The organism is Kitasatospora sp. NPDC097643, from assembly GCF_040302625.1.
In the GTDB taxonomy this organism is placed as follows: domain Bacteria; phylum Actinomycetota; class Actinomycetes; order Streptomycetales; family Streptomycetaceae; genus Kitasatospora.
Window position 1 is genome coordinate 1 of sequence record NZ_JBEOSA010000035.1, and the last position, 17,865, is coordinate 17,865.

The window sequence follows — 17,865 nt, forward strand, 5'->3', positions numbered from 1 at the left end:
GCTGGAACACGGCCGTCCGGTGCGCTTCGGCGCCGACCAGGGGCAGGGCGTGTTCCGTGGCGCGGACGGCGAGTTGTTCACCGCGCCGGTCACCGCCGACAACGAGGCCGACGTGCTGGTCCACGACGCCCACGCGACCAGCCCGGCGACCGCGTTCGCGCTGTCCCGGATCGCCGACGCCGACACCCTCCACCACACCCCGATCGGCGTCCTGCGCGCCGTCCGACGCCCCGTCTACGACGAGCTGATGGCCAGCCAGTTGGCGGCCGCCGCGGCCCACCGCGGCCCGGGCGACCTGGCCACCCTGCTCGCGGGCAACGACACCTGGACGGTGGACTGACCCTCCTGGACCCTCCTGGCCCCTCCTGGCCCTCCTGGCCGGTCAAGCGAAGTGGCGCCCCCGTCGGTCGACGGCGGCGCCACTTCGCTTGACCGGCCCTACTGCTCGACCCACTCGACCAGCTCGATCACGACTCCGTTCGGGTCGGCGACCTGGAACAGCTTCTCGCCCCACGGCTCCTCGCGCAGCGGCAGGGTGATCTCCACCCCTTCGCCGCGCAGCCGCTCCTGTTCGCCCTCGATGCCCTCGACGACGAAGGCCAGGATCACCCCGTCCGCGACCCGGTCCCGGAACCCCTCCGGCAGCACCTCCAGCCCGCGCCGCAGGAACACCACGTCGACCCCGCCCCCCGGGTGCCCGAGCGACACGAACCCGTCGGCCGCCATCTGCTCCGCGTACCCGAAGTGCCGCTTCAGGAAGCCGGCGGAGGCCTCGACGTCCTCGACGGTCAGCGACACGACACTGCCGGTGATCTGCATGGTGGAACGCCCTCTCCTCGACCCTGCCCGATTATCCCGTACGCGGTACACTATACATAGTACGGAGAATTGCGCCAGGGGGATCCGCGGCGGCGGGGAAAACGCCGGTGCCCCCGCCCGGGGAGGGCGGGGGCACCGGCGCGTCGAGGGAAGGTGGGCGTCAGAAGACGCAGGGGATGCCGCCGTCGGCCTCGGCTTCGACCTTGGGACCCTGCATGGGGAGGTCGGCGGCGGGGTCGGTGGGGGGCGGGGTGGAGCCGGTGGGGGCGGGGGTACTGGAGGTGGGGGTGGCGGTGCGCTTGCCGGAGGGCGGCGAGGTGCGGGTGGCCGTCGGGGTCCGGGTGGTCGTCGGGGTGGCCGTCGGGGTCGGGGTCTGGCTCGGCTGGGCGGGGGTGCCGGTCGCGGGGTCGGTCGGGGCCGGGGCAGGGGCGGTGTCGGCGTAGCCGAAGAGCTGCTTGACCACCTTCTGGATCTTCGCCGGGGTGACCAGGTTGACGTCCTGGCCGTTGCGGCGGTCGAACCGGTCGAAGGTCAGGGTGTTGAACTCGACGTTGCCGCCGGTGAGGTTGGGGGCCTGCTGGGCGAAGTCGAGGATGTTCCACTCGTTGTCGATGACGAGGTCCTTCTGCACCACGCCGAACAGCTTCTGCATCTCCCCGAGGTCGCCGATGACGCCCTTCTGCTTGAGGTTGTGCATGACGGCGGAGATGAAGGCCTGCTGGCGGTGGGTGCGGGCGAAGTCGTCGGCGTTCCCGTTGCCGTCGTCGAGGTTGTGGCGCTGGCGGACGAAGGAGAGCGCCTGGGCGGCGTTCAGCTTGTTGACGCCCTTGTGGAAGTCCGCGCCGGAGCCCTGGCCGTCCTTGGCCGGGTCCTTGGTGTCGTGGGTGAGGCAGACCTCGATCGGCTCGACCGCCTTGGCGATGTCGTAGAAGCCGATCAGGTTGACCTCGGCGATGTGGTCGACCGGCTGGTCGAGGAACTTCTGTACGGTCCGGATGGTGGCCGCGCGGCCGATGTCACGGCCGGCCTTCTCCAGGTCGGCGCCCTTGAGCCCCTTGGCCTGGAGGGCGGGGGTGGCCTTCTCCTTCGCGGCGCCGTAGGCCTCCTTGATCTTGGCCATGCCCATCTGGGAGCCGTCGCCGTTGTAGGTCATGACGTAGTCGTCGCGGGGGATGGAGACCGCCTGGACCTTGCCGCCGCCGGCGGGTATGTGCAGCAGGATCAGGGAGTTGGTGTTGTAGCCGCCGACGTCGGAGCTGTGCCCGGCGTGCAGTTCGTCCTGGATGAGCGCCGGGTCGATGTCGGTGCCGTCCATGTTCCGGCGGCTGTCGAGGCCGATCAGCAGCAGGTTGACGGAGTTGTCCAGGTGCTTGGGCGCGTCCTTCTTGGTCTCGGCGATGACCTTGGAGGTGACCATGCCGTCGGTGAGGCTGGTGTACTCGTACCAGACCACCCCGCTGGCGGCGAACACCGCGAGCGCGACCGAGCAGGCCGCCGCGCGGCCCGCGATCAGCAGCGGGGAGCGTCGGCGGGGTGCCGTCGGCGCCCGTTCCGCCGGGCCGTCGTTCCGGTGCTCAGCCATGCTGCCCCCTCCGGTCCCGGACCACCCGGGCCACGATCACCAGCGCGGCCGTCCCCGCGGCCGTGGCCATCACGGGAAAGCCGTGCACCACCCACTTCGCGGAGCCGGTGGCCAGCCCCTTGCCCCGGTAGGCGTCGCCGTCGGCCAGCAGTTCCGCGCCGGCGGTCACCCCGAGGACGAGTAGCGGGGAGGCGGTGAGCACCCACCACCAGCCGTGGCGGGTGGAGAGCGCGGCGGCCAGGGCCGTGCCGAGGACCGCGCCGAGCGCGAACGCCAGGCCCATGCCGGGGCCGGAGAGTTCGTCGACCGCGGCGCCCACCACCGGCAGCCCGACCGCGAGCGCGACGGGCAGGGTCGCGCCGCCGGGGAGCGGTCGTGCCGGGGGCCGGTCGGCCCGCCGTGCCACCCGTTGCCCGGACCCGGATGTCCGTCCTCGTCGCCCTGCCACGTGCCCACCCCCGTGTTTCCGTGTCCGGGCGCCTCGGCGGCGCCCGCGCCGGGCCGCTCTGTGACGAGCGGTGCGGCGTTGCCAGTAGTGGACGCCCGGGGTCGGGCGTGTGGTTCCCGTGCGGATGTTCGGTGGCGGTGGCGTCGGATACACTACACCGGGTAGTTTTTGCCGGTGCGAGGGACGAGGAGTGGGGCCGTGGCGGCGACGGGTGGAGCGGGGCGGCCGGAGAAGCGGCAGGCGATCACGCGGGCCGCGACGACGGTGTTCGGGCGCGAGGGGTACGTGCGGGCCAGCATGGACGCGATCGCGGCCGAGGCCGGGGTGTCCAAGCGCACGGTCTACAACCACTTCGCCGACAAGGAGACCCTGTTCCTGACGGTCGCCCTGGAGAACTCGGCCGAACTGACCGGGAAGATCCGCGAGTTGATGCGCACCTACCTGGAGCGGGTGGTGGACCTGCGCCAGGACCTGATCGACTTCGCGGTGGACCGCGCGCGGGCCGTGCTGTCCGCGGGGGACCACGGCGCGCTCGGCCGGGCGATCCGCGCCGAGGTGGCCAACATCCCGGCGGACGTGCTGGCGGCCTGGCTGGACGCCGGGCCGGTCGCCTCGCTGCGGGACCTCGCCGAGCGGTTCGCGGTGCTGGCCGACCGGGGCCTGCTGGTCGTCGAGGATCCCGGACTGGCCGCCGAGCAGTACACCCTGCTGACCTTCCACGGCGTGGCCGAGCGCTCGTTCTGGGGCGCCGTCCCGGTGCCGGACGAGGAGGTCGCGCGGATCGCGGCGGTCGGCGTCGACGCGTTCCTGAAGATCTACCGGGCACCGGCGGCGGGGTGAGCGCGCGCTCCGGGCGGGGAGTCGGCACGAGGCCGGGTTCCCCGCCCGGAGTGCGGTCGGGCTACTTCCAGTTGACGCCCTTGCCGAGGGTGTACGGGCTGCCCCAGTACTCGGCACCGGCCACCTTCGAGGCCGTCGGAGAGAGCGCCACCGCGCAGGCCGTGCTGGACTGGCCGTTGGTGAAGCCCTTGGGCAGCGAGGGGCTCGGGCACTTGGCGAAGTTGCCGATGACCATCAGCTCCTGCGCCTCGGTGCCGTCCGCCAGCAGGCCCTTCATGTGGTCGACGCTGGTGAAGGACAGGTCGGTGGTGCCGACGTTGGTGATCTTGTAGTGCACGTAGTAGGGCACCAGGCCCTTCGCCTTGTCGCCGAGCTTGAACTCGGTGAGGTCGGCCGGGTCGCCCTGGTCGATCGATGTGACGGCCAGCGTGATGGTGCCCTTGGTGCTGCCCGAGGTGAACGGCACCGTGGCGGCCTCGCCGATCTTGTACGTCTGGCCGGGCGCGGCGGTCGGGCCCGCGTTGCCGCCGCCGGCCGTCGGGGCGGAGGCCGTCGGGGTGTCGGCCGGAGCCGGGGCGGTGGCCGGGGCCGTGGCGGCCGGGGCGGTGGTCGGGGCGGCGGCCGTGGTGGTCGGCGCGGCCGGCTGGGTGGGCGCGGCGGTCGCGGGCGGGGCGGTCTTCGCCGTGTCGGACGACGAGGAGTCGTCGTTGCAGGCGGTCAGGGTCAGCGCGCTGACCGCGGCCAGCCCGACGAGTATCTGCACGCTCCGACTGCTGCCGGTGGTCTTCAAGGACGTCCCCCGTCTACTCGGGTCCGCCGGTCGGCGGTCCTCCTGACCCATGTTCATAGCGCAGCGCCGGGGGCGGTGCCACGGCTTTGGCGGCCTCTTGACCGGGTCGTGACGAGTCCCGTGCGGGGCCGTGACAGCGGAGGCCGGTCCGTGACCCGGGCCGGCAACTCACCGGTTCCGCGTGCGCGTTGGCCGCTCCCGCTCACCGGTCCCGCCACTCCCGGGCGAGCAGGCCGAGGACGGTCTGGTCGACGAACTCCCCGCAGACCCAGGCGGAGGCGCGCAGGGTGCCCTCGACGGTGAACCCGGCGGCGCGGGCGGCCCGGATCATCGGCTCGTTGTCGGTGAGGGTCTCGATCTGGAGCCGTTGCAGGCCGAGCACCCGGAAGCCGTAGTGGCACAGCGTGCGCACGGTGTCGGCGGCGAGCCCGCGGCCGCGGTGGGCGGGGCGCAGCGCGATCCCGACGTGGGCGCAGCGGTTGTGGCCGTCGATGCCCCAGAGCAGCGCCTCGCCGGCGAGTTCGCCGCCGGCCCGTTCGAGGACGGAGAAGCAGGCGGCGTCGTCGGTGGGCGCCGTGACGGCGTACGGCGAGTGCTCGGGCAGGGGCGGGACGGGCCGCCAGGGCCGGTTGTCGGCCCGGACCCGGGTGGTGACGTCGTCGTGCAGTTCGGCCTGGAGGACGGGGACGTCGTCCGGGTGGCGGGCGCGGAGGGTGACCAGGGAGCCTTGTAACATGTCACATTTCTAGCAGGGTGATGGTGCGCCGCGCCCGCGGATTTCCGGGCGGGCCTCAGGAGGCGCCGAGGAGCAGCTCGTGGTAGCCGGTGACGGTGGTGAAGCCGAGCTGCTCGTACAGCCGGATCGCCGGGGCGTTGTCGGTGCGGACGTTCAGGCCGAGGTGGTCGGTGGTCGCGGCGAGGTGCCGGCACAGGGCGGTGACGCAGGAGCGGGCGAGGCCGCGGCCGCGGGCCTCGGGCAGGGTGGTGACGTTGCCGAGCACGGCGACCCGCTGGGCGGGGGAGTGCACGTGCACCCCGGCGGCGGCCAGCAGCCGGCCGCCCTCGCGCACGCCGACGTAGCCGCCGCCGGTCAGCATCCGCTCGTCGAACCAGGCCTCGGGGTAGGAGGCGGCCAGCAGGGCGCGCAGGTCGGCCAGGTCGGACGGGGTCAACGGCTCGACCTGGTGCGGGAGTCGGGCCGGCAGCTGCGCGTGGCCCGGGAGGATCATCCGCAGCAGCGGGGTGCGGTGCTCGACCCGGTAGTCGGGGGCCAGGGCGCGCTCGGCGCCGTCCGGCAGGCCGGCCGTGAACCGGCGCGGCAGGAACGGCCGCAGCTCGCGCAGCAGTTCGTCGAGCGCGGCCGCGGCGGCCGGGCGGGCGAAGGCGAGCAGGACGGGCAGCCGGCCGCCGCAGTAGAGCAGCGCGACCGGGCCGTGGTCGGCGTCCGTGGCGTACCAGGTGGTGTGCGGCCAGAGGACGTCGTCGAGGTCGCCGAGCTCGAACAGGTGGAGCGCCGGGTCGGCGCCGAAGCGGGCGGCGAGCGCGGACCGGTCGTGCAGGCTGATCAGGGACACGGGACCGAGGATACGGACGTGCCCGTCCGCTCGTCGGCGCCGACGAGTGGACGGGGGCCGGTGCGGCCGGTGTCGGGGACTACCGCAGGCAACTGCACATCAAGACTCGGTACGGCCTCTCGTGGGAGGAGTACACGGGCTTGCTGGAGTTCCAGGGCGGGAGGTGCCCGATATGCTCGCGCACCGAGCCCGGCGGTAAAGGGGTTTGGCACGTCGACCACGACCACGAGTGCTGCCCCAACCCGTCGGAGTCCTGCGGAAGGTGCGTCCGCGGGATCCTGTGCAACTCGTGCAACTCCTCCGGGCTGTCCTGGTACGAGCGGCTCCCGGAGGAACTGCGCACCTTCGAGCTCCTGAACCGGTATCTCGCCGATCCGCCTGCTGTGCGGTACCGGCAGGCCGCCCGGTAGCGGGCGGTCTCGGAACCTGTGGTCAGGCCTGGGCGAAGGTCTGGACGTAGCGGCCCCAGTTGCCGCGCTGGCGGGGCGCGTAGCCGACGCCGAGCAGGTTGTACTGCGGGTTGAGCATGGTGTCGCGGTGGTGCGGGCTGTTCATCCACGACCGCATGGCCTCCGGCACGCTGTTGCCCGGGGTGACGTTCTCGGCGGCAGGCACTTTGCCGAGGCCGGCGTCGCGGATGCGGTCCCAGGGCGAGCCGCCGTCGGTGCCGTCGTGCTGAATGAGGTCGTGCGCGGCCAGGTCGTCGGCGTGGCGCTGGGCGGCGGCGCTCAGCCGGTCGTCCAGGCGCAGCGGCCGGGCGCCGGCGCGGGCGCGTTCGGCGTTGACGGTGGCGAGCATCTCGGCGCGGAAGTCACCGCCGGGCTGGGGCTGGGGCTGTTGCCGGCCGCCACCCACGCCGGAGCCGACCGGGACGAGCTGCCAGCGCTGGGCCGGGTTGGCGTCGTCCTGCTTGCCGAGGGTGAGCGGGGAGCCGGGGGCGGCCGCGGTGAGGAAGAGCTCGCCCTCGTCGGTGCGGACGGTCCGGACCCGGAACCAGTCGTCGTCGACGACCTCCAGGCACCAGTGCTGGTTGGGCCGGTTGTGCTCGTTGAACAACCAGGTCTGGCCGAGGGAGTAGTTGTAGTCCATGACCATGGCCTGGCCGGGGGCGTGCCGGCCGACGGTCAGCTGGGTCTCCAGGAGCCAGGTGCCGCCCTCCTCGGCCCAGAAGGTCCAGCCCTGCGCGGCGGTGCCGTTGGGGCCCCAGGCGTGGATGGGGGTGCCGCGGTCGCTCCGGCTGGAACGGACGGCGGCGACCGTTCCGTTGGCGGACTTGAGCGTGCAGGTCTGGCCGTGCTGCGGGAACGTGGGCATGAGTGTGCCTCTCGGCGGTGGGTGTCACCCCGGGTGGGTGTCGTCCTGGCCCGGGACCGGACGAGAGATACGGTCCCGGGCTGTGGCAGACAGACGGTCAACAGCCGTAGCCCCGCCAGTGGCCTTACGGCTGCGGCAGCTCCGCCAGCAGCTCCCTGGTCCGCTCGGCGTCCTCGGCGAGCCCCAGCCGCTCGTACACCTCCAGGGCATCCGCGAGGCAGGCCCGGGCCTGGCGCGGGCGGCCGAGGCCGGTGAGCGCGGTGCCCAGGGTGTGCAGCAGCGCCGCCTCCAGCGCGGCGCTGGTGCGGCGGGCCAGCGGCAGCGCGGCCTCGGCGGCGTCGGCGGCGAGCAGCCAGCGTTCGGCCTCGGCGTGGATCCGGGCGGCGAGGTCGCCGGCCGCCGCCTCGAACACGGTGACCTGGAGGGCGGCGAACTCCTCACGGGCGCCGACCGCATGGGTCAGCGCCGCCTCCGGGTCGCCGCACAGCCGCAGCACCCGGGCGAGGTAGTAGCGGCCGGTCGCGGCGGACACCGGCCCGGAGCCGGACATCAGCCGGGCGCCGCGCTCGGCGGCGTCCCGGGCCTCGGCCAGGCGCCCGGTCTGGGCGGCGCTGAACGCGAACTCGCCGAGCGCACTGCCCTCGGAACGTTCGGCGCCGAGGCGGTGGAACAGGTCGGCGGCGCGGCCCGCGTGCTCGGCGGCCTCGGCGTAGCGGCCGTGCACCCGGGCGTTGCCGCCGAGCGTGAGCAGGGCCTTGGCCAGCACCCGGACGGTCGGCTCCTGCTCGGTGCACAGGGCGACGGCCCGGCGGATCTCCTGCTCGGACTCGGTGTAGCGGTTGATGTGCCAGAGCATGCAGCCGCGCACGTAGCCGGCGAGCGCGCGCGGGCCGTGCTCGCCGCGGGCGGCGGCCTCGTGGGCGATGCGCTCGGCGAGGTCGGCGATGGCGCCGGTCCGGGTCCGCTCGGGCAGCACCGCGCCCATCCGGTCGGCGAGTTCGGCCGCCCGGTCGAGCGGCAGCGCCGGGTCGGCGCAGGTCAGGGCGATGGCGGCGGCGTGCACGTCGGCCTGGTCGCGCATCCAGCGCACCGCCTCCGCACCGTCGGCGACCGGCCGGCCGGCGGAGCGGACGGGTGCGTCGAGCAGGGCGAGTTCGACCAGGTCGGCCTTGCGGGCGGCGAGGTCGGCGTTGCGGGCGGTGGCCAGGCAGAAGTCGATCAGCCGGTCGGCGGCCGCGGTGCGTTCGGCGGCGCCCTCCTCGGCGGCGAGGCGGCCCCGGGCGTAGGCGCGGACCAGGTCGTGGAAGCCGTAGCGGCCGAAACCGGGGGAGTGCAGCAGGTTGAGGTCGACGAGGGCTTCGAGGAGTTCGTCGGTCTCGGACTCGGTGCGGCCGAGCAGCGCGGCCGCGCAGGGCAGCGGGATGTCGGGGGCGTCGGGCAGCGACAGCAGGCGGAAGGCGCGCGCGGACTCGGCGTCCAGGCGGTGGTAGGAGAGGGCGAAGGTGGCCTCCACCGTCCGTTCGCCGTCGCTGAGTTCGGCCAGCCGGTGCTCCTGGCGCAGCCCCTCGGCGAGCGCGGCCAGGGTGAGCGCGGGGTCGGCGGCCAGCCGGGAGGCGACGATCCGGACGGCGAGCGGCAGCAGGCCGCAGGCGCGCACGATCTCCTCGGCGGCCGCGGGCTCGGCGGCGACCCGCCCGGCGCCGACGATCCGGGTCAGCAGCTCCAGCGCCTGCTCCCGGGGCAGGGTGTCCAGGCGCAGCTGGTGCGCCCCGGCGAGGCCGGTCAGGCGGACCCGGCTGGTGACCAGGACGGCGCAGCCGGCCGAGCCGGGCAGCAGCGGTTCCACGTGGCCGAGGGTGGCGGCGTTGTCGAGGACGACGAGGACGCGCCGCCCGGCCAGCGCCGAGCGGTACAGCGCGGAGCGTTCCCCGGTGTCGAGCGGGATCTCGGCGGCGGCCACGCCGAGGGCGCGCAGGAAGCCGGCGAGTACCGTGCCCGGGTCCAGCGGTGTCCGGTCGGCGCCGCGCAGGTCGGCGAAGAGCTGCCCGTCGGGGAAGCGCGCGGTCACCTGCCGGGCGACGTGGACGGCGAGGGTGGTCTTGCCGACCCCGCCCATGCCGTCCAGCGCCGAGACCACGACGGCCCGCCCGCCGGCTCCGGCGAGCCGGTCGGCGAGGGTGTCGACCTCCTCCGTGCGGCCGGTGAAGTCCGGCAGGCCGGCGGGGAGTTGGGCGGGCGGCTGCCAGCCGGCGGCCGGTTCCTCGGCCCGGCCGGCGGCGGCGGCCAGCAGGGATTCGTCCTCGCGCAGGATGCGCAGCTGAAGGGCGGCCAGGCCCTCGTCCTGGGCCGGCAGGGTACGGCGGGCGTCCTCGTACACGGCCAGCGCCTCGGCCTTGCGCCCGGCCTGGTAGAGCGCGCGCATCAGGACGGCGGTCAGCCGGGGCCGCCCCTGGTGCTCCAGGGCCAGCGCGGCGGCCTCCGCCGTCAGGTCGGTGCGGTCGCCGATCTCCGCGTCCAGCTCCAGCTGCGCCTCCTTGGCGGAAAGCCGCTGCTCGGTCAGCCGGGCCCGGACGGCCTCGGCGTGCGGCCCCGGCAGCCCGGCCAGCGGCTCGCCGACCCAGAGCCGCTGCGCCCGTCGCAGCACCTCCCGGACGTCCCGCGCCGCCGCGCCGCCCGCTCTCAGCCGCTCGGCCTCGGCCAGCAGCGCCTCCCAGACCGTCACGTCCAGCTCGGCGTGCGGCGCCCGCCAGGCGTACCCGTCGCCGACCCGTACCAGCGGCATCCGCTCCGGCTCCGGCCCGGTGTACGGCTTGAACGCCGCCCGCAGCCGGGAGACGGCCAGCTGGACCGCCTTGCGCGGATCGGCCGGCGCGGCCCCGCCCCACACCCCCTCCACCAGCACCGACGTCGCCACCGTGCGCCCCGCGGCGGTCAGCAGCACGGCGAGCAGCGCCCGCTGCTGCGGCCGCCCCAGCTCGATCGCCTCGTCACCGTGCCAGGCCCGCAGCGGTCCCAGCATTCCCAGCCGCAGCCCGGATTCCCCCATGTCAGCCATGCCTGCCCCCGAATGTCCCGGTGTGTCTTCCGATGGGTCGGATCCCGCCGTTCTCCGGACGTTCCCGTCCGCACTACGGCGCCCCCGGGACCGGTCCCCTATGCTTCCGTCACAGATTGTGCAGTCAACTTGACCCGGCCGCACGCGACCGGGCTGGCGGGTAGGGCGCGGCTGGCTGTCGCGCGGCCTCCCGCGTCTGAGCCACCTGCCAACGGGGTGGCTGGGACGCGTGACTCACGCCCCGCGATCCATGCGGCCTCGCCCTTGCAGGCGATGTTGCGGGATGCGTTGTGGTCCGCGTTCATCATGACGCCGCAGGCGCGGCACGCGAACGCGGATTGCGACCGGCGGTTGCGCCGGTCGATGTGGTGGCACTGGGAACACTGTTGGCTGGTGTGCGCCGGGTCGACGTACACCAGCGGCACCCCGGCGCGGCGCGCCTTGTACTCCACGAAGGAGGCGAGCTGGTGGAAGCTCCACGAGTGCAGTGGTTGCCGCTGGTCCTTGCGGAGCCGTACCCGGCTGCGGATCCCCGTCAGGTCTTCCAGAGCGATCCCACTACCGGTGCGTTCAGCGGTGCTGACGATGGTCTTGGCGATGAGGTGGTTCTCGTTGGCGGCGTGCCGTCGCTCCTTGCGGGAGCGCTTCTTCAGCAGACGCTTCGCGGACTTGGTGCCCTTGGCCTGAAGCTTCCTCCGCAGGTCGAGTTGCCGCTTGCGGTGCCGGTTCAGGCCGCGCCCGGCAGCCCGGTAGCCGGTGCTGGTGGTGGCGATGTTGACGATGCCGAGATCAACGCCGATGAACCCGGCGGGCTCCTCGTTGACCGGGGCCTCGGGAACATCGCAGGTGGCGACCAGGTAGAACGCGCCGCCGCGTTCGACGAGGTCGGACTCACCTCGCCGGTGTTCCCGCAGAGTCCTGAGGGCCTCCGTGGAACACGCGAACGGAATGCCCTTGAGACGACCTGCCGTGGTCCAGATGCTCACGGTCCGCGCGTCCAACTGCCAGGACAGACACCGGTCGTCGTACGGCTGCGCGGCATCCCGGCGGAAGACGATCGGCTTCGACTCCGCCTTGACCCGACGTCTGGATCCCGGCCTGCCGAGGTTCCCGGCCCGGGCGTTCGCTCTCAACGCGGTATAGGCGTCACAGGTCTTCTTGATCACGTGCTGCGCGGCCTGCGCCCCCAGCCCACGGGCCTTCAACTCCGCATAGGTGTGCTTGCGCAGCTCGTACTCACGCGGCACACCACGATCGAGCGCAACAGCGGACACCCAGCACGCCGCATCATTGACGGTGCGCAGGGTGGCCTCCAGTGCCGACGCCTGTCCAGGGGTCGGCAGGAGCTTCACCTGCGTCACGATCTTCACCTGTCGAACGTAGCAAGAGGCACTGACATTGATCCCCGACCGACCAGCAGCGCGGAGCACGCCGACGCTCCGCGCCTCCGGACCAAGGACGCGATACCTCCCGGGTGTGAACGCCCGGGATTCCTCGCAAGAGTCAGCTGAACTCATGGCTTCGAGGGGTGGGGGCATGGGGCTCGAATTCCGCGTGCTGGGACCGCTGCGCGCCCGGCGCGACGGCGGCGAGATCGACCTCGGCCGGCCGCAGCAGCGGGCCGTGCTCGCCGCCCTCCTCCTCGCGTCCGGCCAGCTCGTGCCCACCGACCGGCTGGTCGAGGGCCTGTGGGGCGAGGACGACACCCGCTGGCCCAAGGACCCGGTCGGGCAGATCGGCACCCACGCCCACCGGCTGCGCCGGGCCCTGGCCGAGCCGGGGCTGCTGGTGGCGGCCGCGGGCGGCTACCGGCTGGCGGTGGAGCGCACCGCCGTCGACCTGTTCCGCTACGAGGCGGGCGTGGCCGAGGCGACCGCGCTGCGCCACGAGGACCCGGCCCGGGCGCACGAGCTGCTCACCGGGGCGCTCGGCGCGTGGGAGGGGCGCGCACTGGACGGCGTGCCCGGGGTGTTCGCCGAACGCGCCCGGGACCGGCTGGCAGCCGGTCGGCACGCGGCGGTGAAGCTGCTGCACGACCTCGACCTGGCCCTTGGGCGGCACGCGCTGGCGCTGGCGCCGCTGGACGCGCTGGCGGCCTCGCACCCGCACGACGAGGAGGTGCAGCGGCTGCACCTGCTGGCCCTGCATCGCTGCGGGCGGACGGCCGACGCACTGGCCGCCTTCGAGGCGCTGCGCGAACGGCTGGACGGCGACCTCGGGCTCGAACCGGCGCCCGCCGTGGTCGAGCTCGCCGAGCGGATCCGGCGCGGGGACGCCTCACTGGCCGCCCCGGCACCACTGCGGCGGCCACCCCGGCCGAGCCAGCTGCCGCCGGACATCGCGGACCTGGTCGGGCGGGCGGCGCAGTTGCGGGAGGCCGAGCAGGTGCTGCGACGGGCGGACGCCGCACCGGTGCTGGCCCTGTCCGGGCCGGTCGGCTGCGGGACGTCGGCGCTGGCGGTGCACATCGCGCACGCCGTCCAGGACGCCTTCCCGGACGGGCAGCTGTACGGCAGCGGCGAGCCCGCGGCCGTCCTGGCGGCCTTCCTGCGGGCCCTCGGCGAACGGCCCCCGTGCGACGCGCCCGTGCCGGAGCTCTCCGCGCACTACCGGGCCGCGCTCGCCGGGCGGCGGGTGCTGGTGGTGCTCGACGACGTCGCCGAGCCGGCGCCACTGCTGCCCGAGGTGCCGGGCTGCGCCGCCGTCGTGGCCGGCGCCGAGCCGGGCACCCTGCCCGGTGCGGCGGTGCGGCTGCCCCTCGGACCGCTGGAGGAGCACGACGCGCACGAGCTGCTGGCCCGCATCGTCGGCGCCGACCGGATCCGCCAGGAGCCGGGCCCGGCCGCCGAGGTCGCCGCCCTCTGCGGCTACCTGCCGGTCCTGCTGCGCACGGCGGCCACCCGGCTGGCATCCCGCCCGCAGTGGTCGGTCGCCGACCTGGTCAGGTGGCTCGCCGAACGCGGCTGAGCGGCACCTCGTGCGGCCCGGGCGCGGTGCGGCCCCGGCCCGGACGGGAGTTCGTCGGGGCCGGGGCCGGGTGTACCGGGGGGTGCCGGGGAAGGCGGGGGCGGGCGTCAGTACAGGTCGGAGCTGCGGATCGTGATCCGCGGGCGCCAGCCGCTGTTGTCGGTGAACTCGACCGAGAAGCCGCCGAGCGCGGAGACCGTCAGCCAGGTGGTCTGGTTCGGGTTGGACTTGAACGTGTTGGTGGACCAGCAGGGGCGGCTGTTGACGTCGTAGACGACGAAGTTGCCGTCGCCCTGCACGATCGCCTTGTAGCCGCAGCCGTAGGTGCCCGGGGCCGACCAGACGGGGTGGACCAGGCTCGCGTCCTGGAAGGCCCGGTAGAGGACGAGGTTGCCGTCGTCCTGAAGGATCAGCCGGGTGTCACCGGCGTCGAGGTGCCCGCCCCGGAACAGCACCGAGGGCTCCGGAATGCTCGTGGTCGCCGCGTCGGCGTGCGCGCTGCCCACTCCGGTCAGCGTCCCCGCCATCGCCAGTACCCCGGCCGCGACCGCCATGGCCGCGTTCCGCAGCGTCTTCGTCGTCTTCGTCGCCTTCATCCCCGTGTCGCCTCTCTCGTTCCTGCGGCGCCCGCGATCATCCGCGGCCGCCCTGGTGGAACTGATCATGGGCTACGCCAGTAGACAAACGATGAACGCCCGATCGGCGACCGGTTCCGCCTCGGCCGGCAGGGTCAGTCGGACGAGCGGGTCCGGCCGGGCCTTCCTAGCATGGCGGGCATGGACCTCACCCTTTCGACCTGTTTCGTCCTGGTTCACGATCCCGACGCCGCCCTCGCCTTCTACCGCGACGCCCTCGGCCTCGACGTGCGCAACGACGTCGACCGCGGCGGCCTGCGCTGGATCACCGTCGGCGCCCCCGCCCAGCCCGGCGTCGGCATCGTCCTCACCAACTACCTCAACGGCGGCCCCGCCGACCGCGAGACCCTCAGCACCCTGATCGCCCAGGGCGCCCTGGGTGGCCTCCACTTCCGCGCGGACGACCTCGACGCGGCCTTCCAGCAGGCCCGCGCCGCCGGCGCCGACATCGACCAGGAACCCACCGACCAGCCCTGGGGCACCCGCGACTTCGCCGTCCGCGACCCCTCCGGCAACCTCATCCGCATCGAACAGGCCCCCGCTGCGGGGTGATTCGTCGGCGGGTTCCGGAACGCGGGGCGAGCTGCCCGAGCCTCCCACGCCGGATCGGCCGGCGCCGCCGCCACCCTTTCCGGCCCCGGCCCGGCGGACGTTGCCGGTCGCAGCGGTTCGAAGAACGACGTCTCGCCGCCCGCTCGTTGGGGGCCGACGAGCGGACGGGTGCCCTGTACGGCGGGGATAATCGCGGGTCTTCGCAGATGATGGGGCCTAGGGTCGGCGCATGACTCTTGCCTATGACGTGACCGGGGACGGCCCCGCGCTGGTGTTGCTGCACTCCGCCGTGTGTGACCGACGGATGTGGGAGCCGCAGTGGCGGGCGCTGGCCGAGGCCGGGTACCGGGTGGTGCGCTGTGACCTGCGGGGCTTCGGGGAGAGCGGGTTGCCGGGGCGGCGGCACAACGATGCCGAGGACGTCCTGGAGGTGCTGGACGTCCTCGGCGTCGAGCGGGCGGCGCTGGTCGGGTCCTCGTACGGCGGGCGGGTCGCGCTGGAGGTGGCCGCGCGCCGGCCGGAGCGGGTGACGGCGCTGGCGCTGCTGTGCGCCGGGCTGCCGGAGCACGAGCCCAGTGCGGAGCTGCGGGCGTTCGGGGAGCAGGAGGACGCGCTGCTGGAGGCGGGGGACGTCGCGGGCGCGGTGGAGTTGAACGTGGACACCTGGCTCGGGCCGGAGGCCGGGGAGGAGGTCCGGGCCGAGGTGCGGGAGATGCAGCGGCGGGCCTTCGAGGTGCAGCTGGCCGCGCCGGAGGGGGCCGGGCGGCGGGCCGTCGAGGTCGAGCTGTCGGCGGTCAAGGCGCCCTGTCTGGCGGTCTCGGGTGGTCAGGACGTGGGGGACTTCCGGCGGATCGCGGCCGAGCTGCCGGAGTCGGTGGTCGGTGCCCGGCATGTCGAGCTGCCGTGGGCCGGGCATCTGCCGAGTGTGGAGCGGCCGGCCGAGGTGACGGAGCTGCTGGTCGAGTTCCTGCGCGAGGCTGTTCCGGCCGGCTGAGCGACGGTCAGACGGCGATCGGAGTGAGGAAGATCCAGACGTGGCCGAAGGGGTCGCGCAGCATCGACTGCCGGGCGCCGTAGGGCATGTCGGCGGGGGCGGAGAGGAGTTCGGCCCCGGCGGCGACGGCCTGGGTGGAGAGGCCGTCGACGTCGGGGACGTAGACGTGCAGGGCGACGGGGGTGGTGGTGCCGTCGGGGGCGGAGAAGGGGGCGACATGGGCGTCCCCGAGCATCAGGGTGGCGCCGTGGATGCTGATCTCGGCGTGCACGATGAGCCCGTTGTCGTCGTGGAGCCGGACGAGCTCGGACGCTCCGAAGGCGGCTGAGTAGAAGGTGATCGCCTCGGCGGCGCCGTCGATCATGATGTGCGGGATGACGGTGTGTCGGTGGTGCGCGGGGATGTCCATGGGGATCACGGTAGGCGGGAGTTGATCACCAGGGCATCGGGCGGCGGGCGTAGGACCGGAGGCGGACCGCCGTCCAGCGCATCGCCCACCGCGAGGGCGCGGGCCGCAACCCCCGCCCGCCTCAACCCTCGCCCGCCTCAATCCCAGGCTGACCGTGTGACAGCCTTGCCCCCATGGACGGATTCGCGAGCCGCATCGACGGCGCCTGGGAGTGGTGGGACGCCGCCATCGAGGACGCCCAGGAGGGCCGCTGGGTCCGCACCCCCGCCGAACGTCAGATCATCGACGACCTCGTCGCCGCGACCAACGCCCTGCACGGCGGCCGCCTCCCCCCGTTCACCAACGACTCCTGGCACGTCCGGCTCGGCCGCATCGCCAACTGGGCGGGTGCGCTCCGTCTCGCCGCCCGGGCCGGCGGCTGGCAGCTGACGCCCGTCGCCGGCACCACCCCGCCCCGCCCGGCGGGCATGGCCGAACTGCTCTCCGGCATCTACGCCATCGGCGAGCAGGGCGAACGCTGGCTCCGCAGCCTCCGCACGGACGGGCCCCCGCCCGAGACCGACGTCGCCGGGGCCGAGGCCTTCCTCACCGGCCCCGGCTCGGTCGAGGACCTGCGCCAGTTCTTCTACGACTGATGCGACTGATACGGCTGATACGACTGAACGCCGTTGTCAGTGCGGTGGCACATCATCGCCCCCATGCCGATCACCAACGCCAAGGCCGCCGGCCACGCCTTCCTGCGCCAGCTCTCCAACGACTCCTACTACCCCGCCCACGTCGTCGACCAGGGCAAGGCCGTCCTGCTCCGCCTCTGCGAGCGGATCGAGGCCGAGCGCCCCGCCGACCTCACCGCCCTCTACGCCCTCACCCACGCGGCGACCGACGAGTTCAACGAGCTCCAGGACGCCTTCGAGGAGGCCGGCAGCGAGATCGAGACCGTCGCCCGCGAGGCGATCGCCGAGGACTTCTGGTTCATCGCCTCGGCCTACGGCTTCACCGGCGCCGGCATCGAGGAACTGATCGCCACCCGCGACTGGTGACCGACACCCGGCCCGGGGGTGTCCGTCAACCGCAGGGAGCGCGAGCTGCGGATCGGCTTCTCGGGGGACTGGGGACCGTTCCGGCCCGGAATCCCGGAGAAGGCGGCGGCCGGTACCGACATGCGGCCGCTATGCCCGTACGGGCTCCAGGCGGAGCTGCTGCGGAGCCGTCTTCAGGTGGGCCGAGAGGTCCGGCAGGGGCGGTGCCTCTCCCGGCGTGAACCAGAGCAGGACGTCCTCGCCGGTCCGGACGGGCAGGGCGGGGAACGTGTTCTCGGCGTGCTCGGTGCGGTGCACCGCCCGTGCGGGGGAGCCGAAGGCGGCCAACGCCGGGCGCAGGTCCCGCTCGAAGTAGTGGGCGAAGGCATCGGCGTCGAGCGGGTGGCAGATGGTGACGGCGACCGGCCCTTCGGCGTCCGGGGCGGCGAAGCCCGGTCCGCGCAGCAGGAGCACGTTGTCCGAGTCCACCATGGTCGCGTTGGCCTGATCGCGGTGGGCCTGCCAGACCGGACCGAAGTAGAAGGCCCGCAGCGCCCGCTCCCGCTCCGCCATGTTCGGGAAGCTGCGCAGCCAGACGAAGCGGTCCGGGTCGTCCAGGTCGCGGAACCGGCCGCCCAGGGTGATGCCGGCCGCCTCCTGCCCGGTGACGAACTCCCGCTCGAAGAGGTCGATCAGGGTGTCCCGGGCGCCCGGGTGGAGGGTGTACTGGCGGAGTTCGACGATGACGTTCATGGCCGGGAGGTTAGGGGCGCTCCGCTGACATCTCCTGTCAGTGGAGCGCCGACGGGTGGTGAACCGGACGTGGTCGCGTGCCCGTAGCCCTCGGTGGGCGTACATCGGGTGAGG

Annotated in this window: 19 protein-coding genes and 1 pseudogene; 8 read left to right on the forward strand and 12 right to left on the reverse strand. The window is 73.8% G+C overall.

The genetic code is table 11. From position 1 onward, the window contains the following. A pseudogene (locus ABTY15_RS22375) lies at nucleotides 1–340 on the forward strand (2-oxoacid:ferredoxin oxidoreductase subunit beta); the annotation flags it as partial. Nucleotides 341–438: 98 nt separating this feature from the next. Here ABTY15_RS22375 and ABTY15_RS22380 read toward each other — a convergent pair. The 3 genes from ABTY15_RS22380 to ABTY15_RS22390 form a co-directional block, all read right to left on the reverse strand. Then, nucleotides 439–819: a VOC family protein gene (locus tag ABTY15_RS22380; RefSeq protein WP_350596734.1), complete on the reverse strand. Its 381-nt coding sequence runs from the start codon at nucleotides 817–819 to the stop codon at nucleotides 439–441. Nucleotides 820–979: 160 nt separating this feature from the next. Continuing rightward, nucleotides 980–2,401 (reverse strand): LCP family protein, encoded by a 1,422-nt coding sequence (locus tag ABTY15_RS22385; protein WP_350596737.1) that lies wholly within the window; start codon nucleotides 2,399–2,401, stop codon nucleotides 980–982. Continuing rightward, entirely contained in the window at nucleotides 2,394–2,807 is a 414-nt protein-coding gene (locus tag ABTY15_RS22390; RefSeq protein WP_350596741.1) for a DUF6542 domain-containing protein, read from the reverse strand. The genes ABTY15_RS22385 and ABTY15_RS22390 overlap by 8 nt, the downstream gene beginning before the upstream one ends. A gap of 240 nt (nucleotides 2,808–3,047) precedes the next feature. Here ABTY15_RS22390 and ABTY15_RS22395 point away from each other — a divergent pair, with 240 nt between their 5' ends. Beyond that, a complete protein-coding gene (locus tag ABTY15_RS22395; protein ID WP_350596745.1) occupies nucleotides 3,048–3,689 on the forward strand; it encodes a TetR/AcrR family transcriptional regulator in 642 nt (213 codons plus the stop codon). A 61-nt stretch (nucleotides 3,690–3,750) separates the two neighbouring features. Here ABTY15_RS22395 and ABTY15_RS22400 read toward each other — a convergent pair whose 3' ends face one another. From ABTY15_RS22400 to ABTY15_RS22410, 3 genes are all read right to left on the reverse strand, one after another. Beyond that, on the reverse strand, nucleotides 3,751–4,452 hold the full coding sequence (locus tag ABTY15_RS22400) for a hypothetical protein (RefSeq protein ID WP_350596748.1): 702 nt from the start codon (nucleotides 4,450–4,452) through the stop codon (nucleotides 3,751–3,753). Nucleotides 4,453–4,681: 229 nt separating this feature from the next. After that, nucleotides 4,682–5,215, reverse strand: a complete 534-nt coding sequence (locus tag ABTY15_RS22405; protein ID WP_350596751.1) for a GNAT family N-acetyltransferase — start codon at nucleotides 5,213–5,215, stop codon at nucleotides 4,682–4,684. Nucleotides 5,216–5,270: 55 nt separating this feature from the next. Next, nucleotides 5,271–6,053, reverse strand: a complete 783-nt coding sequence (locus ABTY15_RS22410) for a GNAT family N-acetyltransferase (RefSeq protein WP_350596755.1) — start codon at nucleotides 6,051–6,053, stop codon at nucleotides 5,271–5,273. Between the two features lie 98 nt (nucleotides 6,054–6,151). On the opposite strand from ABTY15_RS22410, the gene ABTY15_RS22415 reads away from it, so the two are divergent. Then, nucleotides 6,152–6,463 (forward strand): endonuclease domain-containing protein, encoded by a 312-nt coding sequence (locus ABTY15_RS22415; RefSeq protein ID WP_350596996.1) that lies wholly within the window; start codon nucleotides 6,152–6,154, stop codon nucleotides 6,461–6,463. Between the two features lie 22 nt (nucleotides 6,464–6,485). Here ABTY15_RS22415 and ABTY15_RS22420 read toward each other — a convergent pair whose 3' ends face one another. The 3 genes from ABTY15_RS22420 to ABTY15_RS22430 form a co-directional block, all read right to left on the reverse strand. Next, on the reverse strand, nucleotides 6,486–7,367 hold the full coding sequence (locus tag ABTY15_RS22420; RefSeq protein WP_350596759.1) for a CAP domain-containing protein: 882 nt from the start codon (nucleotides 7,365–7,367) through the stop codon (nucleotides 6,486–6,488). A gap of 124 nt (nucleotides 7,368–7,491) precedes the next feature. Beyond that, entirely contained in the window at nucleotides 7,492–10,422 is a 2,931-nt protein-coding gene (locus ABTY15_RS22425; RefSeq protein ID WP_350596764.1) for an ATP-binding protein, read from the reverse strand. A gap of 98 nt (nucleotides 10,423–10,520) precedes the next feature. Continuing rightward, nucleotides 10,521–11,792: an RNA-guided endonuclease InsQ/TnpB family protein gene (locus ABTY15_RS22430; RefSeq protein ID WP_350596767.1), complete on the reverse strand. Its 1,272-nt coding sequence runs from the start codon at nucleotides 11,790–11,792 to the stop codon at nucleotides 10,521–10,523. A gap of 166 nt (nucleotides 11,793–11,958) precedes the next feature. Between ABTY15_RS22430 and ABTY15_RS22435 the strand changes: the two genes are divergently transcribed. After that, the gene (locus ABTY15_RS22435) at nucleotides 11,959–13,389 is read left to right on the forward strand and encodes an AfsR/SARP family transcriptional regulator (protein WP_350596772.1); all 1,431 of its coding nucleotides are present in this window, start codon (nucleotides 11,959–11,961) and stop codon (nucleotides 13,387–13,389) included. Nucleotides 13,390–13,496: 107 nt separating this feature from the next. Here the strand turns inward: ABTY15_RS22435 and ABTY15_RS22440 are convergent, their stop codons facing one another. Next, entirely contained in the window at nucleotides 13,497–13,985 is a 489-nt protein-coding gene (locus ABTY15_RS22440; RefSeq protein ID WP_350596775.1) for a hypothetical protein, read from the reverse strand. A 180-nt stretch (nucleotides 13,986–14,165) separates the two neighbouring features. Between ABTY15_RS22440 and ABTY15_RS22445 the strand changes: the two genes are divergently transcribed. Together ABTY15_RS22445 and ABTY15_RS22450 are read left to right on the forward strand one after the other, a co-directional pair. Beyond that, a complete protein-coding gene (locus ABTY15_RS22445; protein WP_350596778.1) occupies nucleotides 14,166–14,576 on the forward strand; it encodes a VOC family protein in 411 nt (136 codons plus the stop codon). A gap of 229 nt (nucleotides 14,577–14,805) precedes the next feature. Next, complete coding sequence (locus ABTY15_RS22450; protein ID WP_350596783.1) at nucleotides 14,806–15,570, forward strand: alpha/beta fold hydrolase; 765 nt, start codon at nucleotides 14,806–14,808, stop codon at nucleotides 15,568–15,570. Between the two features lie 7 nt (nucleotides 15,571–15,577). On the opposite strand, the gene ABTY15_RS22455 is transcribed toward ABTY15_RS22450, so the two are convergent. Then, the gene (locus tag ABTY15_RS22455; RefSeq protein WP_350596785.1) at nucleotides 15,578–15,979 is read right to left on the reverse strand and encodes a VOC family protein; all 402 of its coding nucleotides are present in this window, start codon (nucleotides 15,977–15,979) and stop codon (nucleotides 15,578–15,580) included. 173 nt (nucleotides 15,980–16,152) lie between these two features. Here ABTY15_RS22455 and ABTY15_RS22460 point away from each other — a divergent pair, with 173 nt between their 5' ends. Both ABTY15_RS22460 and ABTY15_RS22465 read left to right on the forward strand, forming a co-directional pair. Next, nucleotides 16,153–16,614: a hypothetical protein gene (locus tag ABTY15_RS22460; protein WP_350596787.1), complete on the forward strand. Its 462-nt coding sequence runs from the start codon at nucleotides 16,153–16,155 to the stop codon at nucleotides 16,612–16,614. Between the two features lie 63 nt (nucleotides 16,615–16,677). Then, on the forward strand, nucleotides 16,678–17,019 hold the full coding sequence (locus ABTY15_RS22465; RefSeq protein WP_350596790.1) for a DUF5713 family protein: 342 nt from the start codon (nucleotides 16,678–16,680) through the stop codon (nucleotides 17,017–17,019). A 129-nt stretch (nucleotides 17,020–17,148) separates the two neighbouring features. On the opposite strand, the gene ABTY15_RS22470 is transcribed toward ABTY15_RS22465, so the two are convergent. Beyond that, nucleotides 17,149–17,751, reverse strand: coding sequence for an NIPSNAP family protein (locus ABTY15_RS22470; RefSeq protein ID WP_350596794.1), 603 nt, complete (start codon nucleotides 17,749–17,751; stop codon nucleotides 17,149–17,151). Nucleotides 17,752–17,865 lie beyond the last annotated feature (114 nt).